General features: G+C 71.3%; 12 protein-coding genes and 1 pseudogene. 7 read left to right on the top strand and 6 right to left on the bottom strand.

All coding sequences use genetic code 11. The features are described 5' to 3' along the window. Positions 1-15: 15 nt before the first annotated feature. The 4 genes from mrcB to tsaB are packed head-to-tail and all read left to right on the top strand — an operon-like array spanning position 16 to position 5651. Positions 16-2373: a penicillin-binding protein 1B gene (gene mrcB / locus F0415_RS06410; RefSeq protein WP_149860383.1), complete on the top strand. Its 2358-nt coding sequence runs from the start codon at positions 16-18 to the stop codon at positions 2371-2373. Positions 2374-2379: 6 nt separating this feature from the next. After that, entirely contained in the window at positions 2380-2898 is a 519-nt protein-coding gene (locus F0415_RS06405) for a tetratricopeptide repeat protein (protein WP_149860382.1), read from the top strand. Continuing rightward, positions 2899-4953, top strand: a complete 2055-nt coding sequence (gene yoaA, locus F0415_RS06400) for a DNA repair helicase YoaA (protein ID WP_149860381.1) — start codon at positions 2899-2901, stop codon at positions 4951-4953. After that, on the top strand, positions 4950-5651 hold the full coding sequence (gene tsaB / locus F0415_RS06395) for a tRNA (adenosine(37)-N6)-threonylcarbamoyltransferase complex dimerization subunit type 1 TsaB (protein WP_149860380.1): 702 nt from the start codon (positions 4950-4952) through the stop codon (positions 5649-5651). Before yoaA ends, tsaB begins: the two co-directional genes overlap by 4 nt. A 122-nt stretch (positions 5652-5773) precedes the next feature. Here the strand turns inward: tsaB and F0415_RS06390 are convergent. Then, a pseudogene (locus F0415_RS06390) lies at positions 5774-6166 on the bottom strand (NUDIX hydrolase); the annotation flags it as partial. Between the two features lies 1 nt (position 6167). Further along, entirely contained in the window at positions 6168-7529 is a 1362-nt protein-coding gene (gene mgtE / locus F0415_RS06385; protein WP_149860378.1) for a magnesium transporter, read from the bottom strand. An 84-nt stretch (positions 7530-7613) separates the two neighbouring features. On the opposite strand from mgtE, the gene F0415_RS06380 reads away from it, so the two are divergent. The 3 genes from F0415_RS06380 to ptsP are packed head-to-tail and all read left to right on the top strand — an operon-like array spanning position 7614 to position 9983. Beyond that, on the top strand, positions 7614-8006 hold the full coding sequence (locus F0415_RS06380; RefSeq protein WP_149860377.1) for a PTS sugar transporter subunit IIA: 393 nt from the start codon (positions 7614-7616) through the stop codon (positions 8004-8006). Then, positions 7999-8268 (top strand): HPr family phosphocarrier protein, encoded by a 270-nt coding sequence (locus tag F0415_RS06375; RefSeq protein ID WP_149860376.1) that lies wholly within the window; start codon positions 7999-8001, stop codon positions 8266-8268. The genes F0415_RS06380 and F0415_RS06375 overlap by 8 nt, the downstream gene beginning before the upstream one ends. After that, complete coding sequence (gene ptsP / locus F0415_RS06370) at positions 8268-9983, top strand: phosphoenolpyruvate--protein phosphotransferase (protein ID WP_149860375.1); 1716 nt, start codon at positions 8268-8270, stop codon at positions 9981-9983. The genes F0415_RS06375 and ptsP overlap by 1 nt, the downstream gene beginning before the upstream one ends. A gap of 62 nt (positions 9984-10045) precedes the next feature. Here ptsP and rapZ read toward each other — a convergent pair whose 3' ends face one another. The 4 genes from rapZ to hpf are packed head-to-tail and all read right to left on the bottom strand — an operon-like array spanning position 10046 to position 12677. After that, the gene (gene rapZ, locus F0415_RS06365; protein ID WP_149860374.1) at positions 10046-10921 is read right to left on the bottom strand and encodes an RNase adapter RapZ; all 876 of its coding nucleotides are present in this window, start codon (positions 10919-10921) and stop codon (positions 10046-10048) included. Next, entirely contained in the window at positions 10918-11868 is a 951-nt protein-coding gene (gene hprK, locus F0415_RS06360; RefSeq protein ID WP_149860373.1) for an HPr(Ser) kinase/phosphatase, read from the bottom strand. Before hprK ends, rapZ begins: the two co-directional genes overlap by 4 nt. Positions 11869-11871: 3 nt before the next feature. Beyond that, a complete protein-coding gene (locus tag F0415_RS06355; protein WP_149860372.1) occupies positions 11872-12345 on the bottom strand; it encodes a PTS sugar transporter subunit IIA in 474 nt (157 codons plus the stop codon). A gap of 5 nt (positions 12346-12350) precedes the next feature. After that, a complete protein-coding gene (hpf, locus tag F0415_RS06350; RefSeq protein ID WP_149860371.1) occupies positions 12351-12677 on the bottom strand; it encodes a ribosome hibernation-promoting factor, HPF/YfiA family in 327 nt (108 codons plus the stop codon). Between the last annotated feature and the right edge of the window lie 15 nt (positions 12678-12692).

Raw genomic sequence — 12692 nt, 5'->3', positions numbered from 1 at the left:
GAATTATCCCCATCCGTGCCCCGCAACGCCCCTCCCACCTCCTCCGGCTTTCCCTGGCGGCGCCTGCGGCGCTGGCTGCTTCGTGGTTCCCTGCTGGTGTTCGGCCTGGCCCTGGGCATCGGCGTGCCGGTGTTCTGGAAGCTGGACAAGCAGGTCCGGGCCGAGTTCGAGCAGTTGCGCTGGCAGGTGCCGACCCGCGTCTACGCCCGGCCATTGCCGCTGCAAGCGGGCCAGCGCCTGGACGCGCCCACCCTCGAGCTGGAGCTGGCGGCGGCCGGTTATCGAGCCGAGGGCGGCGAGCTGCCCGGCACCTATGCCCGCGAGGGCAGCCGGTTCCACATCGCCACCCGCCCCTTCACCGACATGGCCGGTCCGGTGCCGGCGCGCCGGCTGGAGGTGGTGCTGGCCGGCGGTCGCGTGTCGCGGGTGCTCGATCGCGCCAGCGGCAAACCTGCGCAGGACGCGCGCCTGGATCCGGCCCGCATCGCCACGCTCTACGGCAATGCCCGCGAGGAGCGCCGCCTGGTCAAGCTCGAGGACGTGCCCTCGCTGCTGGTGACCGGCCTGCAAGCAGTCGAGGACCGCAACTTCAAGCATCACCACGGTCTGGACTGGTGGGGCATCCTGCGCGCCGCCTGGGTGAACGTGCGCGAGGGCGAGCTGGAGCAGGGCGCCAGCACCCTGACCCAGCAGCTCGTGCGCAGCCTGTTCCTCAGCCGCGAGAAGCGCTGGAGCCGCAAGTTCAAGGAAGCCGCCTACTCGCTGATCATCGAGTTCCGCTACGACAAGCGGCGCATTCTCGAGGCCTACCTCAACCAGGTCTATCTGGGTCAGCACGGCAACCAGGCCATCCACGGCATCGCCGCCGCCAGCGAGTTCTGGTTCGGCCGCGACATGGCCACGCTGCGCACGCACGAGATGGCGCTGCTGGTCGGCATGATCCAGGGTCCCTCGCTGTACGACCCGCGGCGCAAGCCGGAGGCGGCCAAGGCCCGGCGCGATCTGGTGCTGTCGGTCTGGCGGCAGGTCGGCCTGATCAGCGCCGAGGAAGAGGCGGCGGCCAAGGCGGCGCCGCTGGCCGTCAGCCGGCGTCCGGGCGTGGCCAGCAACCGGGCACCCGCCTTCATGGATCTGGTGCGGCGCCAGTTGGCCCGTGATTACCCGGCCGATGCCCTGCGCGGCGCCGGCCTGAGCGTGATGACCACCCTGTCGCCCTCGGCCCAGCTGCTGGCCGAGCAGGCCGTGGACAAGGCCCTCGAGCAGGCGCAGCGCAAGGAGGGCCCGGCCTTGCAGGCCGGCATGGTGCTGACCGACAGCCGCAACGGCGACGTGCTGGCGATGATCGGCAACCGCCACGCCGGCCAGCCAGGCTTCAACCGCGCCCTGGAGGCGCAGCGGCCGGTCGGTTCCCTGCTCAAGCCCATGGTCTACCTGCTGGCGCTGGCGCAGCCAGGCCGCTGGTCGTTGGCGACGCCGGTGGACGACGCGCCGGTCACCGTGACCCTGCCCAACGGCAAGTCCTGGAGCCCGGACAATTCCGACGGCCAGAGCCACGGCCGGGTCAGCCTGCTGGATGCGCTGGCGCATTCCTACAACCAGGCCACGGTGCGGGTCGGGCTGGACGTGGGTCCCGACCGTCTGGTCGAGCTGCTGAAGGTGCTGGCGGGCGTGCGCGCGCAGCCGAATCCGTCGCTGATCCTGGGCTCGGTGGACCTGAGCCCGTTCGCCATGGCCCAGGTCTACCAGTTCCTGGCATCGGGCGGGCAGATCCAGCCCTTGCGCGCGGTGCGCGGCGTGCTCGATCCGCAGGGCCAGGCGCTCAGCTCCTATGACCACCGGGCACCGCCGGCCCAGGAGGGCGATGCCATCGCCGCCCGTCTGGTGACGCTGGCCCTGCAGTACGCCGTCACCGACGGCACCGGCCGGCGCCTGATCGCCGACGGATTGGGCCATCTGCGCGCCGCCGGCAAGACCGGTACCAGCAACGACAGCCGCGACAGCTGGTTCGCCGGCTACACCGGCCAGCACCTGGCCGTCGTCTGGGTCGGCAACGACCGCAACGAACCGACCGGCCTTTACGGCGCCACCGGCGCGATGCGGGTCTGGTCGGCGCTGTTCGCCAGGCTGCCCAGCGAACCGCTGGAGGTCGGCATGCAGGGCCTGGACTGGGGCTGGGTGCATCCGGAGCAGTTCGCCACCACCGAGGAGGATTGCGAGGGCGCCCGCCGCTATCCCTTCGTGGCCGGTTACCTGCCGCCGGAGCACCTGAGCTGCGTGGAGCGCAGTTGGCTGGACTGGTTCCGCTTCGGCGGCGAGCGGGATCGGAACGACAGCGACGAGGACCGGCGCGAGCGCCGGCGCCGGGACAGGTAGGCGGGCATGGACAGGCGTCTGGCAATGATCGCATCGGCAGTACTGGCGGCCGTGACGGCGGCTTGCCGGGCCGGCACGGCGGGATCGACCACGGCCGCGCGCGAGCCCGATCCGGTCGATCTCGTCGCGCAGGTGCGGGCCGCCGGCGAAACCGGCGAGGAGCTGGAAGTGCAGCCGCTGCGCGATCCGCAGGTCGAGGACCTGCTGCATCTCGCCCAGGCCCATGAGCGGACCGGTCGCCTGCGCGAGGCCGACCGTGCCCTGGTGCAGGCGCTGACGATCAGTCCGGAAGCACCGGACCTGTTGCAATGGCGGGCCGAGCTGGCCCTGCTGAACCGGGACTGGGACGCCGCCGAACACTTCGCCTACCGATCCTGGCAACTGGGCCCGAAGGTCGGCGGCCTGTGCCGGCGCAACTGGAGCGCCATCGCCCAAGCGCGTTCCGCCCGCGGCCAGGACGAGGCCGCCGGACGCGCCCGGCGGCAGGGTGAGGCCTGTACGGTGGCACCGCCGGTGCGCATGTAAGTGGGCGACCTGGCAGACCGCACCCGCGCCGCCCTGGCCGCCGCAGGGCCGCTGGCGGCGAACCTGGAAGGGTTCGTGCCGCGCGAGGCCCAGCAGCGCCTGGCCGAGGCGGTGGCCGGCGCCATGGACGATCGCGCCACCCTGGTGGCCGAGGCCGGCACCGGGACCGGCAAGACCTACGCCTACCTGGTGCCGGCTCTGCTCTCGGGTCAGCGGGTGATCGTGTCCACCGGCACCCGCGCCCTGCAGGACCAGCTCTACCACCGCGACCTGCCGCGGGTACGCCAGGCGCTCGGTGTCGGCCTGAAGACCGCGCTGCTCAAGGGCCGCTCCAACTATCTCTGCCTGTACCGCATGGAACAGGCAAAGGGCGAGAAGTTCGCCAGCCGCGAGCTCGCCGCCCAGTTCCAGCGCGTGCTGGCCTGGAGCGGGCGCACCGGCCGGGGCGACCTGGCCGAGCTGGCGGACATCGCCGAGGACTCGCCGCTCTGGCCGCAGGTCACGTCCACGACCGACAACTGCCTGGGCAGCGAATGTCCGTTCTGGGACGACTGCTTCGTAGTCCGCGCCCGCCAGCAGGCCCAGGCCGCCGACCTGGTCGTGGTGAACCATCACCTGCTGCTGGCCGACCTGGCGATCAAACAGGAAGGTTTCGGTGAAATACTGCCCGGCGCCGCCGCCTTCGTGCTGGACGAGGCGCACCAGTTGCCGGAACTGGCCGCGCAGTTTTTCGGCGAGGGGCTGAGCGCGCGGCAACTGCTGGATCTGGCCCGCGACAGCCTGGCCGAGTGCAAGCAGGTCACCGCTTCCCTGGCCGTGGTGCTGGGGCCGGCCCGCGGCCTGGAACAGGCGATGCGCGAGGCCCGCCTGGCCATGGAAGGGCTGCCGCAGCGAGGCCCGGCCTCGCGCCTGCTGGCCCACGGCAAGGCGGCCGAGGCGCTTGGCCTGCTCGAACAGGCGCTGCTGGCGCTGCACCGCGTGCTCGGCCCGCTCGCCGATGCCTCGCCTGGGTTCGCCGCCTGTGGGGAGCGCGCGGCCGAACTGCTGCGGCGGCTGCGCGCCTGGCGCGACGAGGCCGGCACCAATGATGTTCCGGGGCCCGGCGAAGCGTCCGGCGGAACCGGCGAACGAAGCGGTCACGCCGATGTCGTCGAAACGGACGACCGCGAGAGTCCCGACGCCAGCGTCCGCTGGTTCGAGCTGACCCAGCGCGGATTCAGCCTGCAACGAACGCCGCTGGACGTGTCCGGGCCCTTGCGCCACTACCGGGAGCAGAGCCGGGCGGCCTGGATCTTCACCTCGGCGACGCTGGCGGTGGACGGCCGTTTCGCCCACATCGCCCGGCGCCTGGGCCTGGACGCACCGCGGGAGCTGCTGCAGCCCAGCCCCTTCGACTGGTCGCGCCAGGCCCTGTGTTATCTGCCACCCGGTCTGCCCGAGCCGAACAGCCGCGACTACGTGGACGCGGTGCTGGATGCCGTGCGGCCGGTGTTGCAGGCCTCCGGCGGTCGCGCCTTTCTGCTGTTCACCTCGCACCGCGCCCTGCGCCAGGCCGCCGAAGCGCTGCGGGACGCGCCCTGGCCGCTGTTCGTCCAGGGCAGCGCTCCGCGCAGCGTGCTGCTGGAGCGCTTTCGTGCCTCGGGCGACGGAGTGTTGCTGGGTGCGGCCAGTTTCTGGGAGGGCGTGGACGTGGCCGGCGAGGCGCTCAGCGTGGTGGTCATCGACCGCCTGCCCTTCGCCGCGCCCGACGACCCGGTGCTCGAGGCACGGCTGGAGGCAGTGCGTCGCGCCGGCGGCAATCCCTTCCGCGACGAGCAGCTGCCGCAGGCGGTGATCGCGCTCAAGCAGGGCGTGGGCCGGCTGATCCGCAGCGAAAACGACCGCGGCGTGCTGGTGCTTTGCGATCCGCGCCTGTTCGCCAAGGGCTACGGCCGCAGCTTTCTGGACAGCCTGCCGCCGTTCCCGCGCAGCCGCGACATCGCCGACGTGAGACGCTTCTTTGCCGCACAATCGGCCGAACGCGCCATCCTGTCGCCCGAGGAGGAACGGCGGTGAACCTGCTGGCCGTCGAAACCGGCACCGAGGCCTGTTCGGTCGCGCTCTGGCGCGCGGGCGAACTGGCCGAGAAACACGAGCTGGCGCCGCGCCGGCACACCCGGCTGGTGCTGCCCTGGATCGAGCAGCTGCTGGCCGAGGCCGGCCTGGTGCGTTCGCAGCTCGATGCGCTGGCGGTGGGGCGTGGCCCCGGCGCCTTCACCGGCGTGCGCCTGGGCATCGCCATCGTCCAGGGCCTGGCCCTGGCCCTGGACCGGCCGGTGGTACCGGTGTCCACCCTGGCGGTGCTGGCGATGCGCGCGCCGGCCGATGCCCGCGAGATCCTGGCCGCGATCGACGCCCGCATGGGCGAGGTTTACCTGGGCGAATTCCGCCGTGACGGCGACGGCCTGGTACGGGCCGCCGGCCGCGAGCAGGTGTTGCCGCCCGGGATGGCGCCGCTGCCGGCCGCGTCGGTGCACGGCGTCGGCACCGGTTTCGCCGCCGAGCATGGCCTGCTGGCCGAACGCCTGGGCGACCGCCTGCTGTCAATGGACGCGCAGGCCTTGCCGCATGCCGGCGACCTGGCCCGCCTGGCGGCGGCCGCCTTCGCCCGGGGCGAGGCCGTCCCGGCCGACCGGGTGGAACCGGCCTATCTGCGCGACAAGGTGGCCCTGACCCTGGCCGAGCAGGGCAAGCCCCTTCCGGACGGCGGTTAGTCGCCGCCGTGATCGCCGCGGGCGATCGGCCGCGGGATCGGCAGTAAGTGCGCGCCTTCGCCGGGCGGACTGGCGGACCGCGGCGGACCGGGCGGCACCGGCAGGGCTTGGCCGGCGGCGAGGCTGGCTACCGCCGGCAGGATCCGGTCGCGCGACAGCGGGGCGATGATCCGGTCGCCGGGATCGGCCGGATCCACCCAGGCCAGCTCCTCGATCTCGGCACCGGCCTCGGGCTCGCCTTCCACCTCCACCAGAAAGACCTCGGCCCGCACCCGCCACCCCGGTTCGTTCACCGCCACGTCCTCGAATTCGCCCAACGGCAGCGGTTCGCCGCGCAGGCCGACGCCGATTTCCTCGTCCAGTTCGCGCGCAAGCGTCGCCCACGCGTCCTCGCCCGGCTCGCGCTTGCCACCGGGCTGTATGAAGGTGGACGTACCGCGCTTGCGCACCAGCAGGACGCGGCCGCCGGCGTCGCGGATCACCGCTGCGACGGTGCGGATGACGGCGGTGTCCATCTCAGCCCAGCAGCACCAGGGTGGCCAGGCCCAGGAAGCAGAAGAAGCCCATCACGTCGGTCACCGTGGTCAGGAAGATGGAGCTGGCCAGGGCCGGGTCGAAGCCCAGCCGCTTGAGCGTCAGCGGCACCAGTACCCCGGCCAGGCTGGCGAACAGCAGGTTGGCGACCAGGGCGGCGAAGATCACCGCCGACAGCTGCCAATCGCCGAACCACAGCCAGACCACGAGCGCCAGTATGGCGCCCAGGGCGAGGCCGTTGAGAACTGCCACCCGGGTTTCCTTCCACAGCAGCAGGGCGGCGTTGGCGCGGCTGACCTGGCCGAGTGCCAGGCCACGCACCATCAGCGCCAGCACCTGGGTGCCGGCGTTGCCGCCCATGCCGGCAACGATCGGCATCAGCACCGCCAGGGCGACGATCTTCTCGATCGTGTCCTCGAAGCGGCCGACCACGCTGGCGGCGAGAAAGGCGGTGGCGAGGTTGATCGCCAGCCAGGGCAGGCGCCGCCAGGCCGCCCGCGGCACCGGGCTGAACATGTCCTCGTCCTCGTCCAGGCCGGCGGCGCTGAGGGCCTGGTGCTCGGCCTGCTCGCGAATGATGTCCACCACGTCGTCGATGGTGATGCGGCCAAGCAGGATGTTGTTCTCGTCCACCACCGGCGCCGAGATCCAGTCGTGGTCGGAGAACAGGCTGGCGACCTCGTCGGCCGGCGTGTCCACCGGGATGGCCGGCTGCTCGTCGTCGAACAGCTCGTTGATCGGCGTTGACGGCGAATGGGTGAGCAGGGCGGCGATGGATATCCGGCCCAGGTACTGGTGCCGCCGGCTGACCACGAACAGGTGGTCGGTGTGATCGGGAATCTCGCCGCGCAGGCGCAGGTAGCGCAGCACCACGTCCACGGTGACGTCGGTACGCACGGTGATCACGTCCGGATCCATCAGACGGCCGGCGGTGTCCTCCGGATAGGACAGCACCTGTTCCAGGCGCTCCCGGTTCTCCCGGTCCATGGACTTGAGGACTTCGTCGATGACCGTATCCGGCAGGTCTTCGGCCAGCTCGGCCAGGTCGTCGATGTCCAGGTCGCCGACAGCCGCGACGATCTCGTCGGGATCCATCTCGGCCAGCAGGCTTTCGCGCACGTCCTCACCGACGTGCACCAGCACTTCGCCGTCGTCCTCCGGATCCACCAGGCCCCAGACGATGGCACGCTTGGCCGGAGGCAGGGATTCGAGCAGGTTGCCGATCTCGGCCGGACTCAGGGTGTTGACCAGCCGCCGCACCGGACCGAGCCGGCCGGTGTCCAGCGCGTCCGAGAGCAGGCGCAACTGGCGCGCGGTCTTGTCGTGGCGAACGGCTTCGGCCATCGGTCGGCTCCCTTCGAGGACGGCGTATTATGCCGGTTCGCCATGCCCTGCCGGAGCACGGCTCCGACCTGCTAATGTTCCGGCATGTCGGTCGGCATCCTGCTAGTGAGCCATGAAGGCATCGGCCAGCCCCTGCTGGTCGCTGCCCGACGTCTGCTGGGTCGTCTGCCGCTGCCGACCGAGGCATTCGAAGTCGGCTGGGATGCCGATCCCGATGCCGTCCTGCCCGCGGCCAGCGCCGCCTTGCGCAGGGTGGACGGCGGCGACGGCGTGCTGCTGCTGGTGGACCTGTACGGCGCCACGCCGGCCCGGGTGGCTGCCGGACTGGCACGACTGGGTACGCCGGCGCGTCGGGTCAGCGGCCTGTCCCTGCCGATGCTGCTGCGGGCACAGAACTATCCCGAACAAGACCTGGACGAACTGGCCCGCACCGCCGCGGCCGGCGGCCGCAACGGCGTGGTGGTGGACGATGCTTGAACGCGAACTCAAGGTGAGCAACCGGCTGGGTCTGCACGCGCGCGCGGCCGCAAAGCTGGTGCAGGTGCTGTCGGCCTTCAAGGCGCAGGTGACCCTGCTCGGCCGCGGCCGCGAAGTCAACGCCAAGAGCATCATGGGGGTATTGCTGCTGGCCGCCGCGCCGGGCTCGACCCTGGTGATGCGTGCCGATGGCGAGGACGAGGCCGAGGCCCTGGCCGCCGCGGTCGCCCTGTTCGAACGCCGTTTCGACGAGGACGACTGATGCGACGGGCCCTGCATGGCCAGGGGGCTTCGCGGGGCATCGCGCTGGGCCGGGTGCGCGTCCGCCAGCCGCAGGGGCTGGTGGTCGAGGAAACTCGCATCGCCGCCGAAGAGATCCCCGGCGAGCTGCGTCGCCTGCACCGCGCCCTCGATGCCGCTCGCGAGGAGCTGGCCGGCCTGCGCCGGCGTCTGCATGGGGCCCTGGCGCACGAGGTCGGCGAATTCCTCGACCTGCACGCCATGATCCTGGACGACCCTGAGCTGTTGCAGGGCCTGGACGACCTGATCGCCACCGGCCGCTACGGCGCCGACTACGCCCTGAAGCTGCAACGCGATCGCCTGGCGGCCGTGTTCGAGGCCATGGATGACGACTATTTCCGCAGCCGGCGCGAGGATCTGGACCACGTGATCGGCCGCGTGCACGCCGCCCTGCACAAACGCGCCGGCGACGCCCGCACCGGTCTGGCCGGCGAGATCATGGTCTGCGAGTCGGTGGCGCCATCGGAACTGGCCGAGCTGCAGTCCCGCGGCGTGGTCGCGGTGGTCGCGGCCAGCGGCAGTCCGCTGTCGCACGCGGCGATCCTGGCCCGAAGCCTGCACATGCCCATGGTGCTGGGCGCCGGCGAGTTGCTGGCCCAGGCCAATGACGGCGACGCGCTGATGCTGGACGGCGGCAGCGGCGAGCTGGTGCTGGAGCCGGATGCCGACGATCTGCGCCGCTATCACGCCGAACGCGAGCGCCTGGCCAGGGAGCAGGCGCAGCTGGCCAAGTTGCGTCATCGCCGCACCCGCACCCGCGACGGCGTGGACATCCGCCTGTTCGCCAACGCCGAATCGCGCGAGGACGTCGCCGAGGCGCACGCCCTGGGTGCCGACGGCATCGGCCTGTACCGTACCGAATTCCTGTTCCTGCGCCGGCGCGAACTGCCCGACGAGGAGGAACAGTTCCTGGCCTATCGCGACCTGGTGCTGGGGATGGCCGGACGTCCGGTCACGATCCGCACGCTCGACCTCGGCGCCGACAAGGCCGACCACACCGGCCTGTCCCTGCGCGGCGAACCCAACCCTGCCCTGGGCCTGCGCGGCGTGCGCCTGTCGCTGGCCCACCCCGAGCTGTTCCTGACCCAGTTGCGCGCCATCCTGCGTGCCGCCGCCTATGGGCCGGTGCGGCTGCTGGTGCCGATGATCGGCAGCCGCGAGGAGATGCTCCAGGTCACCCGGCTGCTGGAACGCGCCCGGCTGGACCTGGAGGCCCGCGACCAGCAGGCCGGCCGCCGGATCGAGCTGGGCGCGATGATCGAGGTGCCGGCGGCGGCGCTGGCGCTGCCGGACTTCGTCGACCTGCTGGACTTCGTCTCGGTCGGCACCAACGACCTGGTGCAGTACCTGCTGGCGGTGGACCGCAATCACGAGCTGTTGTCCGGGTTGTACACCCCGCGCCATCCGGCGGTGCTGCGCGTGCTGTCGGAGCTGTTCGCCTACGGCCGTCGGCGCAGCGTGCCGGTGGCGGTCTGCGGCGAAATGGCCGGCGATCCGGCCAACGTCCCCTTGTTGCTGGCCCTGGGCCTGCGCGACTTCAGCCTGCACCCTTCGACCTTGCTGGAGGTGCGGCGGGCAGTACGCGCCTGCGACTTCGCCCGCCTGCGCCGACGGGCGGCCAGCCTGTTGCGCGCGCACGACCGCGACGGCATCGAGCGCTGGTTGCGGCGCGCCTGAGGGCCGCGCATCCGCCGGCGACCGGCGCGGGCCACTTCCGGAACCGGTTCGTCCGTTCCGGGCTATTCGAGTTCGCGATGATAGGTGAGAACGCCCTCGCGGCCGCTCGCGCGGCAATGTTCGGCCAGCCGCTCGGCCAGGTAGACCGAGCGGTGGCGGCCGCCGGTGCAGCCGAAGGCGATGGTGAGGTAGCTGCGGGTCTCGGCTTCGAAGCGCGGCAGCCAGGTGTCCAGGAAGGCGGCAACCTGGGCCACGAACTCCTGCACTTTCGGATCGCGCTCCAGATGCTCGCGCACCGCCTGGTCACGGCCGGAGAGCGGCCGCAGGCGCGCATCCCAGTGCGGATTGGGGAGGGCGCGGGCATCGAAGACGAAATCGGCGTCGGCCGGCAGGCCGCGCTTGAAGGCGAAGGACTCGAAAAGCAGCGACATGCCCTGCAGCATGCCGATGCCCAGTTCGGTGATCACCTGCCGGCGCATCTGGTGCACGTTCATTTCCGACGTGTCCATCACCACGTCGGCGATCGCCCGCAGTGGCCGCATGGCCTGGCGTTCCAGCACGATGGCGTCGGCCAGGGCCAGCCCCTCGTGGCTGAGCGGATGCTTGCGCCGGGTGTCGGAGTAGCGCTTGATCAGCACCTCGTCGCGGGTGTCGAAGAACACCAGCCGATGGTCGAAGCCCAGCGCCCCCACCTCCGACAGCATGTCCGGGATCCTGGACAGGTCGGGCGCGCGGTTGCGCACGTCGATGCCGACCGCCAGCCGCTGCTGGCCGCGGCCGGCGCGCGTCACGCTCTGCACGAAGCGCGGCAGCAGTTCCACCGGCAGGTTGTCGGTGCAATAGAAGTCCAGATCCTCGAGCGTGTTCAGCGCCACGGTCTTGCCGGATCCGGACATGCCGCTGACCACGATCAGGATCGGCCGGCTCGGGTCGCTCATCCGGGTTCTCCCTGCTGAAGGAAGGCGCTGTGGCGCGCCAGGAAGGCGGCCGCCGGGTCCATGCCCTTGGCGCGCAGCAGGTGCAGGCGCACCGCGGCTTCGGTCAGCACCGCCAGGTTGCGCCCGGCCGCCACCGGCAGCTCTATCACCGGCACCTCCAGGTCGAGCACCTGGCGGCTGTGCGATTCGCCGGTGATGCGCGCCATCGCTTCGTTGCTGGGTTCCGGCGCCCGCACCAGGTTGACCACCAGGCGCAGGTACTTGTTCCGCTTGACGGCGGTGTCGCCGAACATCTGCCGGATGTTCATCACGCCCAGGCCGCGCACTTCCAGCAGGTCCTGCAGCAGCGGCGGACAGGTGCCGTCGAGCACGTCGGGGGCGATCTGGGTGAACTCGGGCGCGTCGTCGGCCACCAGCCGGTGGCCGCGACTGATCAGCTCGAGGGCCAGCTCGCTCTTGCCCAGTCCGGAATCACCGGTGATCAGCACGCCGATGGAGTAGATCTCCATGAACACGCCGTGCAGGGTGACTCGCGGCGCCAGCGACCTGGCCAGGTGATATTGCAGCAGATTCAGCAGTTCGTAGCCGCGTCGGGGCGAAACCCAGAGCGGCGTGCCGCTTTCGTCGGCGGTGTCGCGAAGGTCGGCCGGGCAGGCCTGGTCCTGGGTGATGACCAGGGCCAAGGGCCGCGACTCCATCACCTTCTGCAGGATTTCCCAGCGCGTGCGCGCATCCAGGCCGTCCAGCCAGGCCAGCTCGGCCGAGCCGACGATCTGGACCTTGTTGGGGTGGATGACGTTCAGGTAACCGGCCAGTGAAGGTCGTCGCGAGAGATGTTCGCCGCGCTCGAGCACGCGGTCGCCGCCGGCCTGGCCGGCCAGCCAGCGCAGCGCCAGCCGTTCGCCCAGTTCCTCGAAGAGTTCGCGGGCGCGCAGGCGGTCGGGCATGGCTCAGGCGGCGGCGTCGTGGGCGGCCTGCCAGTCCGACAGCAGGGCGTACAGGGCGGCAGCGTCCGGTGCCTCACGCAGGCTGGTCCGGAAGGCCTCGTCGCCGAACATCTCGGCCAGTTGGCTGAGCAGCAGCAGGTGCTGCTGGGCGTAATGCTCCGGGACGACCAGGGCGAAGAACAGGTCCACCGGCCGGCCGTCGGGAGCGCCGAAGTCCACCGGCTCGGCCAGCCGCACGAATGCGCCGACGGCGCTGCCGGCCCTGGCGCTGCGGCCGTGCGGGATGGCCACGCCATGGCCCAGGCCGGTGCTGCCCAGCCGCTCGCGGGCGCACAGCGACTCGTACACCGTCCGCTCGGTCTCGCCGCCTTCGCCGGCGGCGAGCAGGGACGCCAGCTGTTCCAGCAGGCGCTTCTTGCCCAGGGCTGCCACGCCGGTCTTGACCCGGGCCGGGCTGAGCAGGTCCAGCAGATGCATGGTCGTCAGCCGAAGCTGTCCGAACGGGCGGCCGATTCGCCGCGGTGGTGGTCGGTCATCTTTTCCTTCTGCTTGACCACCAGGCGGTCGAGCTTGTCGGACAGCAGGTCGATGGCGGCGTACATGTCGCTGGCGATGGCGTCGGCGAACAGGGTCTTGCCGGTAGTGGCCAAGGTCGCCTCGGCCTTGTGCTCGAGTTTGTCCACCGCCAGGATGACCCGGGCTTCGCAGTGGTGATCGTAGTGGCGCGCGACGCGGGCCAGCTTGTCCTGCACGTAGTCGCGCAGGGCAGGGGTCACCTCGACTTGATGGCCGTTGATGTCGATCCGCATGTCACGTTCCTCCTG

It is taken from the genome of Arenimonas fontis (assembly GCF_008386465.1).
GTDB lineage: Bacteria > Pseudomonadota > Gammaproteobacteria > Xanthomonadales > Xanthomonadaceae > Arenimonas > Arenimonas fontis.
This window is presented reverse-complemented; position numbering and strand designations above follow the sequence as displayed.

Excerpts from the sequence above, each read along its gene's own strand:
- F0415_RS06380 (WP_149860377.1), top strand. The coding sequence starts at position 7,614 with ATGTCGGTCGGCATCCTGCTAGTGAGCCATGAAGGCATCGGCCAGCCC.
- rapZ (WP_149860374.1), bottom strand. The coding sequence starts at position 10,921 with ATGAGCGACCCGAGCCGGCCGATCCTGATCGTGGTCAGCGGCATGTCC.
- ptsP (WP_149860375.1), top strand. The coding sequence starts at position 8,268 with ATGCGACGGGCCCTGCATGGCCAGGGGGCTTCGCGGGGCATCGCGCTG.
- hpf (WP_149860371.1), bottom strand. The coding sequence starts at position 12,677 with ATGCGGATCGACATCAACGGCCATCAAGTCGAGGTGACCCCTGCCCTG.
- F0415_RS06355 (WP_149860372.1), bottom strand. The coding sequence starts at position 12,345 with ATGCATCTGCTGGACCTGCTCAGCCCGGCCCGGGTCAAGACCGGCGTG.
- F0415_RS06405 (WP_149860382.1), top strand. The coding sequence starts at position 2,380 with ATGGACAGGCGTCTGGCAATGATCGCATCGGCAGTACTGGCGGCCGTG.
- hprK (WP_149860373.1), bottom strand. The coding sequence starts at position 11,868 with ATGCCCGACCGCCTGCGCGCCCGCGAACTCTTCGAGGAACTGGGCGAA.
- F0415_RS06375 (WP_149860376.1), top strand. The coding sequence starts at position 7,999 with ATGCTTGAACGCGAACTCAAGGTGAGCAACCGGCTGGGTCTGCACGCG.
- mgtE (WP_149860378.1), bottom strand. The coding sequence starts at position 7,529 with ATGGCCGAAGCCGTTCGCCACGACAAGACCGCGCGCCAGTTGCGCCTG.